Source organism: Synechococcus sp. LA31 (genome assembly GCF_018502385.1).
Lineage (GTDB): Bacteria > Cyanobacteriota > Cyanobacteriia > PCC-6307 > Cyanobiaceae > Vulcanococcus.
Map to the genome: position 1 here is coordinate 1,945,694 of NZ_CP075523.1, position 16,510 is coordinate 1,962,203.

General features: G+C 61.2%; 19 protein-coding genes and 1 pseudogene. 9 read left to right on the forward strand and 11 right to left on the reverse strand.

The window, feature by feature from the left end; translation table 11 throughout:
- The first annotated feature begins 57 nt into the window (after window positions 1–57).
- Complete coding sequence (gene yvcK / locus KJJ24_RS10635) at window positions 58–1,467, forward strand: gluconeogenesis factor YvcK family protein (RefSeq protein WP_250544642.1); 1,410 nt, start codon at window positions 58–60, stop codon at window positions 1,465–1,467.
- On the opposite strand, the gene KJJ24_RS10640 is transcribed toward yvcK, so the two are convergent.
- The 3 genes from KJJ24_RS10640 to ndhC are packed head-to-tail and all read right to left on the reverse strand — an operon-like array spanning window position 1,461 to window position 3,140.
- A complete protein-coding gene (locus KJJ24_RS10640) occupies window positions 1,461–2,015 on the reverse strand; it encodes an NAD(P)H-quinone oxidoreductase subunit J (protein WP_214338595.1) in 555 nt (184 codons plus the stop codon). The genes yvcK and KJJ24_RS10640 overlap by 7 nt on opposite strands.
- Before the next feature lie 3 nt (window positions 2,016–2,018).
- Window positions 2,019–2,744: an NADH-quinone oxidoreductase subunit NuoB gene (gene nuoB, locus KJJ24_RS10645; RefSeq protein ID WP_214343573.1), complete on the reverse strand. Its 726-nt coding sequence runs from the start codon at window positions 2,742–2,744 to the stop codon at window positions 2,019–2,021.
- A 33-nt stretch (window positions 2,745–2,777) separates the two neighbouring features.
- Complete coding sequence (ndhC, locus tag KJJ24_RS10650) at window positions 2,778–3,140, reverse strand: photosynthetic/respiratory NAD(P)H-quinone oxidoreductase subunit C (RefSeq protein WP_214338597.1); 363 nt, start codon at window positions 3,138–3,140, stop codon at window positions 2,778–2,780.
- Between the two features lie 112 nt (window positions 3,141–3,252).
- Between ndhC and KJJ24_RS10655 the strand changes: the two genes are divergently transcribed.
- The 6 genes from KJJ24_RS10655 (at window position 3,253) to KJJ24_RS10680 (ending at window position 5,484) form a co-directional block, all read left to right on the forward strand.
- Entirely contained in the window at window positions 3,253–3,660 is a 408-nt protein-coding gene (locus KJJ24_RS10655) for a rubredoxin (RefSeq protein ID WP_214338599.1), read from the forward strand.
- A gap of 7 nt (window positions 3,661–3,667) precedes the next feature.
- Entirely contained in the window at window positions 3,668–4,663 is a 996-nt protein-coding gene (locus KJJ24_RS10660; RefSeq protein WP_214338601.1) for a photosynthesis system II assembly factor Ycf48, read from the forward strand.
- Window positions 4,664–4,747: 84 nt separating this feature from the next.
- A complete protein-coding gene (psbE, locus tag KJJ24_RS10665; protein ID WP_214338603.1) occupies window positions 4,748–4,996 on the forward strand; it encodes a cytochrome b559 subunit alpha in 249 nt (82 codons plus the stop codon).
- Window positions 4,997–4,999: 3 nt separating this feature from the next.
- A complete protein-coding gene (gene psbF / locus KJJ24_RS10670) occupies window positions 5,000–5,137 on the forward strand; it encodes a cytochrome b559 subunit beta (RefSeq protein ID WP_214338605.1) in 138 nt (45 codons plus the stop codon).
- Window positions 5,138–5,148: 11 nt separating this feature from the next.
- Window positions 5,149–5,268, forward strand: coding sequence for a photosystem II reaction center protein L (locus tag KJJ24_RS10675; protein ID WP_010312224.1), 120 nt, complete (start codon window positions 5,149–5,151; stop codon window positions 5,266–5,268).
- A 15-nt stretch (window positions 5,269–5,283) separates the two neighbouring features.
- Window positions 5,284–5,484 carry a photosystem II reaction center protein J gene (locus KJJ24_RS10680; protein WP_010312227.1) on the forward strand — a complete coding sequence of 67 codons (201 nt, stop codon included), beginning with the start codon at window positions 5,284–5,286 and terminating at the stop codon, window positions 5,482–5,484.
- A gap of 86 nt (window positions 5,485–5,570) precedes the next feature.
- Here KJJ24_RS10680 and KJJ24_RS10685 read toward each other — a convergent pair whose 3' ends face one another.
- The 4 genes from KJJ24_RS10685 to hisS form a co-directional block, all read right to left on the reverse strand.
- A complete protein-coding gene (locus KJJ24_RS10685) occupies window positions 5,571–6,614 on the reverse strand; it encodes an NAD-dependent epimerase (protein ID WP_214338606.1) in 1,044 nt (347 codons plus the stop codon).
- Window positions 6,611–7,558 (reverse strand): UDP-glucuronic acid decarboxylase family protein, encoded by a 948-nt coding sequence (locus KJJ24_RS10690; protein WP_214338608.1) that lies wholly within the window; start codon window positions 7,556–7,558, stop codon window positions 6,611–6,613. Before KJJ24_RS10690 ends, KJJ24_RS10685 begins: the two co-directional genes overlap by 4 nt.
- On the reverse strand, window positions 7,558–8,940 hold the full coding sequence (locus tag KJJ24_RS10695; RefSeq protein ID WP_214343575.1) for a nucleotide sugar dehydrogenase: 1,383 nt from the start codon (window positions 8,938–8,940) through the stop codon (window positions 7,558–7,560). Before KJJ24_RS10695 ends, KJJ24_RS10690 begins: the two co-directional genes overlap by 1 nt.
- Window positions 8,941–9,036: 96 nt before the next feature.
- Window positions 9,037–10,299 (reverse strand): histidine--tRNA ligase, encoded by a 1,263-nt coding sequence (gene hisS, locus KJJ24_RS10700; protein WP_214338610.1) that lies wholly within the window; start codon window positions 10,297–10,299, stop codon window positions 9,037–9,039.
- Between the two features lie 80 nt (window positions 10,300–10,379).
- Between hisS and KJJ24_RS10705 the strand changes: the two genes are divergently transcribed.
- Window positions 10,380–10,736 carry a hypothetical protein gene (locus KJJ24_RS10705; RefSeq protein ID WP_214338612.1) on the forward strand — a complete coding sequence of 119 codons (357 nt, stop codon included), beginning with the start codon at window positions 10,380–10,382 and terminating at the stop codon, window positions 10,734–10,736.
- Window positions 10,736–11,995 carry an O-antigen ligase gene (locus tag KJJ24_RS10710; RefSeq protein WP_214338614.1) on the forward strand — a complete coding sequence of 420 codons (1,260 nt, stop codon included), beginning with the start codon at window positions 10,736–10,738 and terminating at the stop codon, window positions 11,993–11,995. Before KJJ24_RS10705 ends, KJJ24_RS10710 begins: the two co-directional genes overlap by 1 nt.
- Here the strand turns inward: KJJ24_RS10710 and KJJ24_RS10715 are convergent.
- The 4 genes and pseudogenes from KJJ24_RS10715 to KJJ24_RS10725 form a co-directional block, all read right to left on the reverse strand.
- Window positions 11,958–12,851 (reverse strand): glycosyltransferase, encoded by an 894-nt coding sequence (locus tag KJJ24_RS10715; RefSeq protein ID WP_214338616.1) that lies wholly within the window; start codon window positions 12,849–12,851, stop codon window positions 11,958–11,960. The genes KJJ24_RS10710 and KJJ24_RS10715 overlap by 38 nt on opposite strands.
- A complete protein-coding gene (locus KJJ24_RS14970; protein WP_250545046.1) occupies window positions 12,848–13,036 on the reverse strand; it encodes a hypothetical protein in 189 nt (62 codons plus the stop codon). The genes KJJ24_RS10715 and KJJ24_RS14970 overlap by 4 nt, the downstream gene beginning before the upstream one ends.
- A gap of 618 nt (window positions 13,037–13,654) precedes the next feature.
- Window positions 13,655–14,092: pseudogene (locus tag KJJ24_RS14975) on the reverse strand (CCA tRNA nucleotidyltransferase); the annotation flags it as partial.
- A 9-nt stretch (window positions 14,093–14,101) separates the two neighbouring features.
- Complete coding sequence (locus KJJ24_RS10725; protein ID WP_214338620.1) at window positions 14,102–16,510, reverse strand: UvrD-helicase domain-containing protein; 2,409 nt, start codon at window positions 16,508–16,510, stop codon at window positions 14,102–14,104.

A 16,510-nucleotide genomic window follows, 5' to 3' on the forward strand; every position in this document is an offset into this window, starting at 1 on the left:
AGGCAACCGGGCCATCTTGGCGGTTTCTCCGTACAGTTCCAGTACTGAACCGGGGTGATGCGCGCTCGAAGCCCACGCAGCAGCCAGCGCACCACCCCCAGGCCCAGCTGGGTCGGTCGGGGCGATCTGCGTCAGCAAGACCTGGTGAGCCGCTCCAGGCGTGCGGCCCGCTGGCTGCAACCGGGGCTGGTGGTGAAGCGCTGGATGCTCACCTCCGGCATCGGCCTGATGCTGGCGTTGCTTGGCGCGGCCGTGTGGGCCGATCTCCAACCGATCTACTGGTTGCTGGAGACGATCCGCTGGTCGCTGCAGACCGTCACCAAAGTGTTGCCCAGGGAGATCACCGGGCCACTGGTGCTGCTGATTGGTGGCGGGCTGATCTGGCTGGGGCAGAGCCGCAGCTTCGGCACGATTCAGAGGGCGCTGGCGCCTGAAAAAGACACCTTGCTGGTGGATGCCCTGGCGGCCAAACGCCGGCTCAACCGCGGCCCCTCCATCGTGGCTATTGGCGGCGGCACAGGCCTTTCCACCCTGCTCAGTGGCCTGAAGCGCTACAGCAGCAACCTCACCGCCATCGTGACGGTGGCCGACGACGGAGGCAGCTCCGGCGTCCTACGCCGAGAGCTGGGAGTGCTGCCCCCGGGCGACATTCGCAACTGCTTAGCGGCCCTGGCCACTGAAGAACCGCTGCTCACACGGCTGTTCCAATACCGCTTCCGCGCCGGCACCGGCTTGGAGGGCCACAGCTTCGGCAACCTGTTTCTCTCGGCCCTCACCGCCATCACCGGCAGCTTGGAATCGGCGATCACCGCCAGCAGTCGCGTGCTGGCGGTGCAAGGCACGGTGGTGCCAGCCACCAATGCCGATGTGCGCCTTTGGGCCGAACTTGAGGATGGCCGCCGCATCGAAGGCGAATCCCAGATTGGCCATGCCCCCAGCCCGATCGTGCGGCTGGGATGCACGCCGGAGCGGCCGCCCGCCCTACCGCGGGCCCTGGAAGCGATTGCCCACGCCGATCTGATCGTGCTCGGTCCGGGAAGCCTCTACACCTCCTTGCTCCCCAATCTGCTGGTGCCCGAGCTGGTGACCGCCATCAGCCGCAGCAAGGCACCGCGTCTCTATATCTGCAACCTGATGACCCAACCCGGAGAAACCGATGGGTTGGATGTGGAGGGTCACCTGCGGGCCATCGAAGCCCAACTCGCCAGCCTGGGCGTGCAGCAACGCCTGTTCAATGCCGTGCTCGCCCAGGAAGAGCTGGGCGATACGCCACTGGTGAACCACTACCGCCAGCGCGGCGCCGAACCAGTGGGCTGCAACAGCCGACGCCTACGCAGCCTTGGCTACGACGTGATGTTGGCGCCCATGCAAGGGGCAAGGCCCTCAGCCACGTTGCGCCACGACCCCCGCAGCGTGGCGGTAGCTGTGATGCGCTTCTTCAAACGCCATAAACAGGGCGCTCAGTAAGCGTCCTGCATTTCGTAGAAATCGGGCTGCACGTAGTCCTTGCGCAGCGGGAAACCTTTCCAGTCTTCGGGCATCAGCAGACGCTTGGGGTGGGGATGCCCCTCAAAGCTGATGCCATACATGTCGAAGGTTTCACGCTCCTGCCAGTCGGCACCGCGGAACAGGCCGTAGAGGCTGGGAATGGAGAGCGCACCATCACGAGGCAAAAACACCTTGAGGCGCACCTCCTCAGGCTTCACCTCAGCGGCAAGGTGTTGGCTAGCCGTGCACTGATCGGCCAGAGAGCCCATTTTCACCAGGTGATAGAAGCTCACCAGCCGGCCGCCAGGGCCCTCGTCATAGCCGCCCTGGCATTGGAGGTAGTCGAACCCCGAGGCCTTCAGCGCTGCGGCGATCACGGGCAGGAAGGGGGCTTCCACGCCGATCACCTCTACCCCCAGGTGATCGGGCTCCAGCAGTTCATGCTCAAAGCCCTGGCTGCTGAGCCAAGTGCTCACCGGACCCGCTTCGGGCGCCGTGAGGGTGGATTGAGCGGTGTCCTCAGGCATGGCTCAGGCGGGGTTGGTAGCAGGAACAGCCTCAGGGCTGGAGGCAGACAAGGGCAAACCAGCGGCCGCCGCAAGCGCCGCCTTCTGGGTTTCAGCGCGCAAATAGCGGCCATCCACAACGGGCTCCACCGCCTTCAGCTGGTGAGCCACGGTGCAATAGCGGTGGGTGGGCCGCAGGTTGCCGCGCTCGGCCAGAGACTCATTACCCACCTTCTTGCGCAGTTTGATCACCGCATCAAAGATCGCCTCGGGGCGCGGCGGGCAGCCCGGCAGGTAAAGGTCCACGGGGATCAACTTGTCCACACCGCGCACAGCCGTGGTGGAGTCGGCAGAGAACATGCCACCGGTGATCGTGCAGGCGCCCATGGCGATCACATACTTGGGCTCAGGCATCTGCTCATAGAGCCGAACCAGAGCAGGCGCCATCTTCATCGTGACCGTGCCAGCCACGATCAGCAGATCGGCCTGGCGAGGGCTGGAGCGCGGAACCAGACCAAAGCGGTCAAAGTCGAACCGCGAGCCGATCAGCGCAGCAAATTCGATGAAGCAGCAAGCGGTGCCGTAAAGCAGCGGCCAAAGGCTGCTCAGGCGGGCCCAGTTGTGCAGATCATCAAGCGTGGTGAGAATCACGTTCTCGGAGAGATCCGAGGTGACGGCCGGGGCTGCCACCGGATTGCAGCTGGCACCGCGCTGATCGCGGAGGGCATTGATGGAGAGAGCCTCGGCCATGCCGGAGGTTGCGGAAGAGGGGGTCATCTCAGATCAGCTCCACTCGAGGGCGCCCTTGCGCCAGGCATAGGCCAGGGCCACCACCAGGATGGCGATAAACACCAGCGCTTCAATGAAAGCCAGCAGGCCCAGGCGGTGGAAGGCCACCGCCCATGGATAGAGGAAGACGGTCTCCACGTCGAAGATCACGAAGACCAGCGCAAACATGTAGTAGCGGATGTTGAACTGAATCCAGGCACCACCGATGGGCTCCATGCCCGATTCGTAGGTGAGATCCCGTTCGCCTGTGCGCGACTTGGGCGACAAAACCTTGTTGGTAACGAGCGCCAGAACAGGCACCGCTGCCGCGATTAGCAGAAAGCCCAGGAAGGCGTCGTAGCCAGAGAGAACGAACACGGGCGCTATTTGCCCAACCGCCGGGCCAGTTTGGCATCCATGGCCTAGGCGTGGGTCAGATCGCTGAGCGGGAGCCACTTCCTAGAGTTCTCGTCACCATCACCGCCATGCCGTGAGCGAGGACCCACTCCACGATCAGGCCCCCGCGAGCGAGCCAGAGCAGGAGCCCAGCGCCGTTGAGGCACCGGAGGCCCCGGTTGACGATCCCGATACGCACCGCTTCGAATGCCGCAGCTGCGGTTTCGTGTTCGACCCAGCCGAGGGGATCAAGAAACTGGCAATTGAGCCGGGAACGCCCTTCAGCGCCCTCGATCCGCTCCGCTTTCGCTGCCCGGTGTGCCGCAGCCAGACCAAAGCGTTCAAGGACATCGGCCCAAGGAACAAGCCGAGCGGCTTCGAGGAAAACCTTGGCTACGGCCTCGGCGTGAATCAGCTGACCCCCGGCCAGAAGAATGTGTTGATCTTCGGTGGCTTCGCGCTGGCCATCGCCTTCTTCCTCTCTCTCTACTCCCTGCGCTGAGCACGGCATGTTGCGTTTTCTCTCCTCCCTCCGCGCCCTGGCGCTCACCCTGGTGCTTGCCCTTGGGCTGAGTGGCTGCGTCAGCTCCGGGCTGGCCAGTGCCAGCGCCAGCCCCTGGCAGGCCGTGGACATCCACACCAAATCCAATCCCCTTGACCTGGCCTTCACCGACGGCCGCCACGGCTACTTGGTGGGCAGCAACCGCCTGATCCTGGAAACCAATGACGGCGGTGCCTCCTGGCAGGAGCGTGCTCTTGATCTCCCCGAGGAAGAAAACTTCCGCCTGATCAGCGTGGACTTCGCCGGTGATGAAGGCTGGATCGTGGGACAGCCCGGCCTCTTGCTGCACAGCACCGATGGCGGACAGAACTGGAGCCGCCTCTTCCTCGACACCAAGCTCCCTGGCGAGCCCTATCTAGTGACCGCCCAGGGGCGCAACAGCGCTGAACTCGCCACCAATGTGGGCGCCGTGTATCGCACCGGCGATGGCGGCAACAGCTGGCAGGCCGAAGTCGAAGACGCCGCCGGCGCCGTGCGCGATCTGCGCCGCAGCCCCGACGGTCGCTACGTGAGCGTGAGCGGTCTGGGCAACTTCTTCGCCACCTGGAACCCCGGCGACGCGGTGTGGACGCCCCACCAACGGGTGAGCAGCCAACGGCTGCAGTCGATGGGCTTCCAGCCCGATGGGGCCCTGTGGATGCTGGCCCGCGGCGCCCAGATGCGCTTCAGCCCCGATGCTGACAGCCCTGACGAATGGAGCAAGCCGGTGGTGCCGATCGTGAACGGCTACGGCTATCTCGACATGGCTTGGGATCCCAGTGGTTCGATCTGGACCGGCGGTGGCAGCGGCACCCTGCTGGTGAGCAACGACGGCGGCAAGAGCTGGCAAAAAGACCCCGTTGGCAATCAGCAACCGACCAACTTCACCCGCATCGCCTTCTTCGACGACGGCAAGGGCTTCGTGCTGGGTGAGCGCGGGTCACTGCTGCGCTGGGTGGGCTAACAACGCTCTGTAACCAACGAGGCAGCAGCATCTCGGCCGCTGCCTCCTCAGCCCTAGGATCACCCAGCTGAATGCTCGCTGCTCATGGCCGCCGGCTCAACGGGTGAACGCCCGTTCTTTGAAATCATCACGAGCATCCGTTACTGGGTGATCCACGCTGTGACCCTGCCGGCGATCTTCCTGGCGGGGTTCCTGTTCGTGTCTACGGGCCTGGCCTATGACGCCTTCGGCACGCCGCGCCCTGATGCTTACTTCCAGGCTCAGGATTACAAGGCTCCTGTGGTGAGCCAGCGTTACGACGCCAAGGCCTCCCTCGACCAGCGCCTGAAATAAGCCATGACCCAAGTTCCCGCCAGCACCACGCCCCGCAACTACCCGATCTTCACGGTTCGGTGGCTCGCGGTGCATGCCCTCGGCATCCCCACGGTGTTCTTCCTGGGCGCCCTGGCAGCTATGCAGTTCATCCGTCGCTGAGGCCAGCCGTCATGCAACGCAACCCCAATCCGAACAACCTGCCGGTTGAACTGAACCGCACCAGCCTGTATCTGGGCCTGCTGTTTGTGTTCACCTGCGGGATCCTGTTCTCCAGCTACTTCTTCAACTGATCAGGAGGATCTGAGATGAGCGGCAAGAAATCCGGTCTTCCTGATGGAAGAATTCCCGACCGTCTTCCAGATGGTCGCCCAGCAGTGGCCTGGCGCTCCCGCTGGACCGAAGGCACTCTGCCCCTGTGGCTCGTAGCCACAGCCGGCGGCATGGCGGTGATCTTCGTGGTGGGCTTGTTCTTCTACGGCTCCTACACCGGCGTTGGATCCGCCTGATCGGCGGTTGGGAGAACCGTGCGCTGCTTGTTCAGCTTGTTCTCTGTGTTGCAGGGGCCCTTGCAGGCCCCTTTTTTATGAGCGGTTCAGCCCATCATCGGCACATACTGCTCGCGATACCAGCAAGCAAAAGCCTCCACCCCTTGCTCAATTGAGGTGGAGGGCCGAAAGCCCACCCAAGCCTCCAAAGCAGACGTGTCGGCCGCTGTGGCCACCACATCACCCGGCTGCATCGGCTGCAAATCCTGGATCGCCCGGCGACCCAGGGCTTGCTCCAGCACAGCGATGAAGTGCAACAGCTCGGTGGGCTGGGCGTTGCCGATATTGAATACGCGGTGGGGCGCCGCGGCAGTGGCGGGATTGGGTTGAAGCGGATCGAAGCCGGGATCAGCCGCAGCGGGCTTGTCAAGGCAGCGGATGACGCCGTGAACAATGTCGTCGATGTAGGTGAAATCACGCTGCATCTGGCCGTGATTGAACACCCGGATCGGCTCGCCGGCCAGGATCGCCCGGGCAAACAACATCGGCGCCATATCCGGTCTGCCCCAAGGCCCATACACCGTGAAGAAACGCAGGCCGGTGGCGGGCAGCCCATAGAGATGGCTGTAGGTGTGAGCCATCAGCTCATTGGCCTTCTTGGTGGCCGCATACAGGCTCACCGGGTGATTCACCGCATGCTGCTCACTGAAGGGCATCTGGCGATTACCGCCGTACACCGAGCTACTGGAGGCATACACCAGGTGTTGCACCCCGTGGTGGCGGCAACCCTCAAGAATGTGGCCGAAACCCACCAGATTGCTTTGGATGTAGGCCGCTGGGTTCTCCAGGGAGTAACGCACGCCCGCCTGAGCCGCGAGGTGCACAACGGCCCGCGGCCGCGCATCAGCAAAAAGTTGAGCCAGAGCACCGCCATCGTGAACATCCAGCTGAGCAAAGCGGAAGCGCTCGGCCGCCCCTGCTGATTGCTGCAACCGCTCCAGCCGGGCCCGCTTCAGGGCCGGGGCGTAGTAAGCGTTGAAGTTATCGAGGCCGAGCACATGGTCACCACGTGCAATCAGCTGGGAGGCGACAGCCGCACCGATGAAACCGGCGGCACCGGTCACCAGAATTGGGCGCTCGGCAACGCTCATGGATCCAGCAAGCGCTGGCGGAAATCAGCGATTGTGGGCTCCAGACCCTCACCTAAGCTCACGTTGGGCTCCCAGCCCAGGGCCTGACGGGCCAGATCAATCACAGGCTGGCGTTGCAGTGGATCATCTTGAGGCAGCGGCTCGCAGATGAGATCCAAGGCGGGATTGATGCGATCACGCACGCGCTCGGCTAGCTGGCGGATCGTGAATTCGCTTGGATTGCCCAGGTTGATCGGCCCCACATGGTCGCCGTTCATCAAGCGCATCAACCCATCCACCAAGTCGTCCACAAAGCAGAAGGAGCGGCTCTGGCTGCCATCGCCGTAGAGGGTGAGCGGCTGACCGCGCAGCGCCTGCACGATGAAATTGCTCACCACGCGGCCATCGTCGGGCAACATTCTGGGCCCGTAGGTATTAAAGATGCGGGCAATGCGGATCTCCGTGCCGTGCATCCGCTGGTAATCGAAACAGAGGGTCTCTGCCACCCGTTTGCCTTCGTCGTAGCAGGCGCGGATCCCGTGGGTGTTCACGTTGCCGCGATAGCTCTCCGGCTGCGGATGCACCTGGGGATCGCCATACACCTCACTGGTGGATGCGAGCAGAAGCCGCGCACCAACCCGGCGGGCTAGGCCCAGCATGTTGTAGGTACCCAGAAAGCTCGTTTTCGCTGTCTTGATCGGATTGTGCTGGTAGTGCACCGGTGAGGCTGGGCAAGCCAAATGCCAGATCCGATCCACCTCAAGCCGGATCGGATCGGTGACGTCATGGCGAATCAGCTCAAAACGAGGGTGGCCGATCCAACGTTCCACGTTGGCCTTACGCCCGGTGAAGTAGTTATCGAGGCAGATCACCTCCTCCCCGGCATCCATCAGGCGATCCACCAGATGGGATCCCACAAACCCGGCTCCGCCGGTCACCAGGTTGCGCATCAACGAAGCGGGCATCAGCCGTTGCCTGTGCGTTGGTTCACGCTGCCATCGCCAACCCGCCAGAGGCGCAATCCGGCGGATCGCACCACCTCGGGATCCACCACAGCGCGGGCGTCAAACACCCAGGCTGGCTGGCGCATCTGCTGCGCCAACTGCGGCCAGGGCAGAGCACGGAACGCCTGCCATTCCGTGAGAATCAACGCCGCATCTGCTCCCTGCACAGCCTCAGCCACCGAGGCGGAAGCCTGCCAGCAGCCTTCCCCACTCAAACCGGGACCAGCGCTGCTGGCGGCGAGGCCAAGATCACGAACCATCTGATCTGGTGCCACTTTTGGATCGTAAATCGCCAGTTCCGCTCCTTCCTCCAGCAGATCGCGGCAAATGCGAATCGCTGGTGCCTCGCGGGTGTCGTTGGTGTCGGCCTTGAACGCAAAGCCCAGTACGGCGAGGCGTTTGCCCGTCACCGTGCCAAACAGGTTGTTCACCACTAAGCGAGCAATGCGGTGCTGCTGCCAGGTGTTGAGATCAACAACGCTTTGCCAGTAGGCCGCCACCTCATCGAGGCCGTAGTGGCGGCAGAGATACACCAGATTAAGGATGTCTTTCTGGAAACAACTACCGCCAAAGCCTGGACCAGCCTGCAGAAATTTCGGACCAATCCGCGAATCCATGCCGATCGCCCGTGCCACTTCACGCACATCAGCACCGGTGGATTCGCAGAAGGCGGCAATGCTGTTGATCGAGCTGATGCGCTGTGCCAGGAACGCGTTGGCAGTGAGCTTGGAAAGCTCACTGCTCCAGAGGTTGGTGCGCAGGATGCGCTCATCCGGCACCCAGTGGGCATAGATGGAGGCCAGAGCTTCGATCGCGGCGGAGTCTTCCCCGCCAATCAGCACGCGATCGGGGCGTTCCAGATCAGCAACAGCGGTGCCTTCGGCCAGAAATTCAGGGTTCGACAGCACTGAAAAGGATTTCGATTCATCGCTGGCTGCCGTCTTGCCCTGAGCCGCCTGCAAGATCGCCTGAACCGCCGCCGCTGTGCGCACCGGCAGGGTGCTTTTCTCCACCACGATGGTGTGACCTTGGGCATAGGCGGCCACAGAACGCGCCGAGGCTTCTACCCAACGCAGATCGCTGGCCTGACCGGCCCCAAGCCCCTTGGTCTTGGTGGGCGTGTTCACCGAGAGGAAGACCATATCGGCCTCCGCGATGCCCCGCTCCACCTCAGTACTGAAGAACAGGTTGCGGCCGCGGCAGCGACCCACCACCGCATCAAGCCCGGGTTCATACACCGGCAGGCGGCTTAGATCGGAACTATTCCAGGCCGCGATGCGGTCTGCGTTCAGGTCCACCACGGTGACCTGAATCTGCGGACAGCGATCGGCGATCACCGCCATTGTGGGCCCCCCCACATAGCCGGCACCGATGCAACAGATCGTGCGAATCGATGGGGCGCTGCTGGTCACGTTGGCAGTGAGTGCGGTGGCAGCAAACTAAGCGAACCGCCGCCTCAGCTCCTCAAGACTCAACCGCTCTTCTTGGTCTGTGGGAGCGCCACCTGCCGGCCTCAAATCCTTGAGGATCACCACCCCGGCCTCGGCCTCACTGTCGCCGATCACCAACGCCCAGCGGGCTCCCGTGCGATCGGCCCGCTTGAACTGTTTGCCGAAGGCGCTGCGGCTGAGATCGAGGTCCACTTGCCGGCCAGCCAGCCGTAGCTGACGGGCAAGCTGCAACGCCAGCGGCTCGGCCCGCTCACCACGGCTCACGACGTAGAGATCAGGCACTGGGTCTGCATCCCGCTGCAGCTGCTCCAACAGGATCACCAAGCGCTCCATCCCCAATGCCCAGCCGACCGCGGCTGTGGCAGGCCCACCCAACTGCTCCACAAGGCCGTCGTAACGGCCACCTCCACACACCGTGGCCTGAGCGCCCAGCTGAGTGGAGGTGATTTCAAAAGCGGTATGGCTGTAGTAATCCAGGCCTCGCACCAGCCGCGGATTGATCGTGAAGGGGATTCCCAGGAGCTCGAGGCCAGAGGTCACCTGTGCAAAACGTTCCCGGCTGTCATCACTCAGCGCCGCCGCCAGGGTGGGTGCATCAGCGAGCAGACGCTGGGTTTCTGGATGCTTCGAATCCAGAATGCGCAGGGGATTGCGCTGCAAACGATCCTGGGAATCCGCGTCAAGCTGGTCCCTGCGATCGCTCAACCAGGCCACCAGCTGCTCGCGGTAGCGGACGCGGTCTTGGCTGCTGCCCAGGGAGTTGATCTCCAGCGCCAGCCCTTGCACGCCGAGATCAGCCAGCAGATCCCAGGCCACAGCGATCGCCTCCACATCGCTGCGAGAGTCGGCGAAACCGAGCATCTCAAGGCCGATCTGATGAAACTGCCGCTGCCGGCCAGCCTGAGGCCGCTCGTAGCGGAACATCGGCCCGGAATACCAAAGCCGCTGCGGCCCCTGGCTCAGCAGCCCGTGTTGGATGGCGGCACGCACCACCGAGGCCGTGCCCTCCGGCCGCAACGTGCAGCTGCGCTCGCCGCGGTCGAAAAAGGTGTACATCTCCTTGCCGACCACATCAGTGGCTTCGCCAATACCACGGGCAAACAGCTCTGTGGCCTCGAGCACAGGAGTACGAATCTCCGCGATCGACGCACGCCGAAAGTGCCGGCGTGCCGTGGCCTCAATCTGCTGCCAGAGCGCCGTCTGCTGCGGGAGCAGGTCCACCATCCCCCTCAGACTCTGCAGTTTCTCCAAACCCAGGCAACACGCTGATGCCATCTTGCGGGATTGCCCGCTGCTGCCTCTAACCTCAGCCAGCCACTACAGAGCTCGACTTGGCGCGTCTTCAGATCGCGGGCGACGCGGGCTTCATCGCCATCAACACCTGCCTAGCGGGCGGCCAAGAAGCACTGGGTCGAGCGAGCGGACTGGCCGCAGGAGCCACCGGAAGACATGTGCCAATGCCTGCCAGTGATCGGCGCAGTGCAGAGGATCTCGAGGCGGTGTTGGTGCAAGGTGCCTTGGCGGGCGTGATCGATTGGGCTGGCCTCGAAGCCATGGCTGCCCATGGCTGCAACACGCTGACGGGCAACAGCAACATCACGCTTAACGAGCTCAACCCCTGCGGCTATGCCAACGCTGTGCTGGGGTGGCCCTTGCCGTTAGCCAATCCCGATGCTGGCTGCTCATGATGAAGTCTCAACATCCGGTGTTACGGCAAGCCGATGGCTGGCTCGATCTGTGCATCCCCATATCCAGCGCGCTGCTGCTGGCAGCACAGCCACTAGCGGCTTATAGCGTCTTGGGATTCTGGCTTGCAGCGCGCTTATGCCTACAAAGCGCGCAACAACCTATTTTCCTGATCTTTCTTTGCCTTGCACTCACAAACATGGGGGCAGTCGTACTTGAACGGGGCAGCCAGCCCTCTGATGCAAGCGACCTCCTGATCATCTCATTGTCGTTTGCGGCAGGCGTGCAGCGACCAACGGAGCAATGGCACAGATCGCTGACACAGATCAGCCTCTGCCTTCTACCGATCGCCATCGCCGCCTGCCTGAAGACACCAGAAACCCTCCTTCAATTTCCTGACATCAACGTCAACAGACTCAGCTTTCTACTGGGCCTTTTGATCACCATGACATGGGGCTTGATCCAGATCTCTGACACAGCAAAGGCACGACTGGCGTGGATGGCCTGGATGAGCATGGCCTTACCTCTAGTGCTGCTGAGCGGCTCAAGGGCTCCACTCATCTTGCCAACACTAGGAATCGCCATCGCGGTGCTGCTGACGAGGAAACTCACCAGTCGCGACTCTCCCGACGGGACGGGACGACCTCTATGGCAGAAGGTTCTGGCAGTAATCACAGGCATTGCCATTCTGGCGGCTGGAGCCACGCAGTTCTGGTATCACAAAGCGGCAGACTCAGGCATCAACCGCGTTAGTGACACGTGGCGTACAACGACAGCTCTCTGTTGGGCAAAACAACCGTTCACCGAGGGCGTTCCATGGCTGGGGTTGGGGCACGTCAACAAGATCCGGAAGCATTGTGACAGCAAGAAGTTACCTGCGATGCAGGATGTGATCAACAACAGCGCACTCACCGAAGAGCAGAGCAAGATCGCGACGCGGGCAGCGGCGAAAGGCCTTCCACATGCCCACAACGCCTATGCACAAATCCTTGCCGAAACCGGGCTCGTGGGACTGGGCGCAGTCGCAACAGCAGCGATGTGGATAGCACGTACAGTGCAGAGGTCTAGGCTGACGCCAGCCAACAAGCAGACGTCTAGGGATGGACTCGTGCTCCGCGCAGCCCTCCCGATCGCTCTCTATCTAGCAACCGCTGGCGCGACAACGAGCTTCCACCTTTATCTACCAATCAACCAGATTCTCATCGGCTATCTGATGGCCACCTTCAGCGCAAGGCCTGCTGAGCAGGAAGCATCAATCTGAGCCACTCCAGCAGAACAGCACCACGCAGAATCCAAACCAACACCAACAGATGACATCGCCGCAACAAGGTGAATCGCGAACTACGGATCACGCGCCATGACTCCGACAACACCGGTCTCACTGAGCCAAAGAGGGCCTGAAGAGCGCCCAGCGGTGATCCAGCAGCGAGAGCTAGGCGGCCTCCGACGATCCGGCGCTGCTTGAGCAGTAGCGACTCCCAATCGCGTGCAGGATGCTGAATCTCTGCTGATGGTGCGTAGACAACCGGCACACCGATCAAGCGAGCGCGCTGACAGAAATCACGATCACCACCTGAACGCGTATGCGCGTGGAAGCCACCAAGCTCTGCAAACACAGCCTGGGGAACAAACAAATTGGCCGTCACTCCGAAACCGGCACGCCGAACCGTGCGCTCCTGGTCGAAACCCAAGCTCTGATCGAGCTGCTCCGCAGCAGTGGGCGCCTCAGCACACATCGCCGTCAGAACAATGCGCCCAGCAGACAACACCACCCGCTCGTCCGCAGCGACCAACGAGCGCACGCCCTGCTCGATCCAGTACGGCGTCGGTTCACAATCGGCATCGGTGAACGCCAGCACATCAACGGCCCAACCAAGTGCCGCACGATTGCGCGCTCCATAGGAGCCCGGCCTGCGGTGGTGGAGCACATCAACAGGGAGGGGAAAGGCAGGATCAGCTGGCCAGTCGCTGGAGCCGTTATTCACCACCCGGAGACGCAGTAACTCCCGCGGATAGGTCTGGCAAGCAAGGGCAGCGAGGCAGCGCTGCAAACCAGGCCAGTCGTCATAAACAGGAATGACCACGCCCACGGTGGCGCTGAAGTGATGTGGATTCATCGAAGACCATCCAGCTCCGAGAGACGCTGGGCGCGTAGCTGACGCAAACGCACACCAATCTGGGGCCCAGGCGCTAGACCTGAAGCGATCAGATCGTGAGCCGTGAGCTCAGGTTGTACGTGCCTCCATTGCAGCCACCACTGCAAAAGCGGACGGCGTGGCTGTTCGCCGCAGACAAGCGCCATGGCAACAACCTGGTCAGGATCGGGATGTTGTTCGAGCCAACTGGTCCAGTCAGCCGCAGACCACGAAAGCGTCAACGAAACATCCAAGCGTATGAGCGCCTGCCGAAACAACACCAGGTTTCGGAGAAGCCGCTGCTGTCGATGAGGCAACTGCAAACGAGCAGCCACGGCCACCGGATCACGGCCACAGGCCAGCAAAACCGGAAGCAAAGGCAGACCAAGACGACTGGCCCTGGGGAGAGCCCACACCCATCGGCGCGACTCCTGGATCCCCTCACCCAGAAGCACCAGCCCTCCCCAAGCCTGCAACACGCGCAACGCCTGAGGCCAGGGTTCCCGGGAGAAGAGGAGCTCGAGCTCCATCCGCAAACGTGTACCCAAGCCAGGCGGGGCGGCCTGAGGGGAATCGCCCGGCTGCCAAGCCCAGGGCCAAGCCGCCATCACCGACAGTGACTGGCGGAGAGACGATTCAGCGAGTTCAAAACCCAACCGAGCCGAATATCGGGCTGCGCGGATCAAGCGCGTTGGATCATCGAGAAGGCTTGAAGGGTGAAGCAGGCGAAGACATCGCTGCGAGAGATCATCCTGTCCATGGAAGGGATCCAACAGCACAGAATCACCATCTGACTGCAAGAGAAGCAACGCAATTGCATTCACGGTGAAGTCACGGCGGCAAAGGTCGTCTTCAAGGCAGCCAGGACTGACCCGAGGATTCTCCGCCGCCACGGGATAAACCTCAGAACGCGCCGAGGCAATATCAAGAAGCCATCGCTGGCCGTCAGGCAGAACAACCTCCGCTTCCACAGTGCCGAAACGGCCATGCTCCCGCCAGGTACAGACACTGCCCGCGGGCAACGCCTGCTGCAGCCGTGGCATCAGATCGATGGCACGCGCTTCATAAACCAGATCCAAGTCCGGAAGGCCTCGCCAAGGGTCGCGATGGATGCGATGAAGCAACAAATCACGCACTGCGCCTCCAACAAGGGCAAGCCTGGCACCCTCCGCAGCCTGGCCAAGGGCCTGAATCAAGACGAGCGGAACAGAAGGGATGTGCACAAAGACGGGTCAGGCGGGCTCAATCGGTGCCAGGCGCGGATCGAGGATTTTGGGCGGCATTCCCTCAAACTTCACCGCGATGGAGATCTTTTCACCACTGCCGAACAGATGTGTGACTGTTCCCATACCGAAAGACGTGTGTAGCAGGCGATCGCCAACCGCCCAGTCCTTACCACCATTACCGGCCGTGGATGTTCTGCGCCGCACCGCGTTGGCTGGCTGACCAGCCTCACCACCGGCGTTCACGTGCGTGCTTTCATCACGGTCGACCCGGGTGAGGCGATCTAAACGATTGTCTCGGCGCAGGGCTGTGCCACCGCTGCGCGGAAGATCACCTTGCACAAGAGCCTCGGGTAGCTCGGAGAGAAACACCGACGGAATGGCTGGCTCACGCATGCCACCCCAGAGACGCCGCTCACTGGCATGGGACAGGAACAGGCGCTCCTTGGCACGGGTAATTCCCACATAGCAGAGACGACGTTCCTCCTCCATCGAGGCAGGATCATCCAAGGAGCGGTAACTGGGAAACAGACCCTGTTCCAAACCAACCAGAAAAACCACCGGAAACTCAAGACCTTTGCTGGCATGCAGGGTCATCAACGTGACCCTGTCCTGCTCGGAATCCTTACTGTCTGCATCACTAGCGAGGGCGGCTGAAGCCAGAAAATCCTCCAAAGAACCTTCGTCAGTTTCTTCTTGATATTGAAGCGCTGCGTTCACAAGCTCATTGAGATTACGGCGGCGATCTTCTGCCTCGTCGGTGCCGGCCGCAATGAGCTCCGCTAGATAACCGCTCTGCTCCATGACCAATTGCACCATCTCAGAGGGAGCAGCTTGCTCAGAGCGTGACCGTAGCTGCTGAATCAGTTCACAAAACTGGAGCAGACCTTTCGCCGAGCGTCCACCGAGGGTGCGAACAGCTTCGGGATCGCTGACAACATCCCAAAGAGGAATACTAAGTTGATTCGAGGCATCAGTGAGGCGCTCAATCGTGGTTTTGCCGATACCGCGCTTAGGAGTATTTAAAACACGCAGCAAGCTAACGGTATCCGCAGGATTAACCAACAACTTCAAATAAGAAAGGATATCTTTGATCTCACGACGGTCGTAGAAACGCAACCCACCAACAACAACATAAGGAATACCCCAACGCACAAGAGACTCCTCCATTGCTCTACTTTGCGCATTGGTGCGATAGAGGACAGCCATATCGCGCCAGCTCAGCTCAGGATGAGCAGCATCGAGCATGCGCATGCGATGCACGACAGCCTCAGCCTCAGCAATTTCATCATCACAGCGGGTCAAGGTAATCAGTTCACCCTCTCCGCGCGTGGGCTTCAGAACTTTATCGATCCGCTCCGTATTATGAGCAATCAGCGCATTAGCAGCCTCTAGGATGGTGGCCGTGGATCGATAGTTATCTTCGAGCTTCACCATCGTGCCGGTCACATCATCAGCAGCGCCATCACCAAAGTCATCCTGAAATCCCATCAGAATGGTGAAGTCAGCAGCTCTGAAGCTGTAAATGCTCTGATCAGCATCGCCAACAACAAATACGGAGCGCTGTTGCCAGTCATCAAATGCCTCAGGATCTCGGCCGTCGGTCACCAATAGCTTGATCAACTCATACTGGGTACGATTGGTATCTTGGTACTCATCGACAAGTACATGCCTGAAGCGTCGGTGCCAATAATGGCGAACCTGATCATTCTGGCGCAACAGTTGCACAGGCAAAAGCAGCAGATCATCAAAGTCCAAAGCATTATTTGCAGCCAACGCACGTCGGTAGCGCCGATAGGATTCGGCCATCAGTTTGCCTCGGTGGCCACCCGCATCCTCCTCAAGCTGCTCGGGCATCCAGCCCTGATTCTTGGCATTACTGATGGCCCAGCGAACCTTTTTGGGTTCAAAACGCTTGGGATCCAAACCCAACTCTTGGGTCACAATCTCTTTCACAAGACTCTGTGCATCGCCCTCGTCGTAAATCGAGAATTGGCGTGTCCAGCTGAGCCCCTCAGGATCGCTAAGTTTATCAATATCAAAACGCAATAGACGGGCAAACAACGCATGGAAAGTGCCGATCCAAAGATCTTTGATCACTTCGCGATAAATCCGCGAGCGCAATTGGCGTTGATCAATCGGCTTGAGCGTGCTCCAGGGCTGACCAAACTGACTCTGAGCTAACTTCTGAGCGAGCAAGAGCTCAAGCCGTTCTTTCATCTCGCGTGCGGCCTTGTTGGTGAAAGTAACCGCTAGCAACTCGCCTGGATCAACACCATGATGTCCGATAAGGTGTGCGATCCGGTGGGTCAGCGCCCTGGTTTTTCCACTACCAGCGCCAGCAACCACCAGCAGCGGACCTACATGGTGATCAACAGCCCTTCGCTGGGCATCATTCAAGCCGGCGAGAAAGCTCAA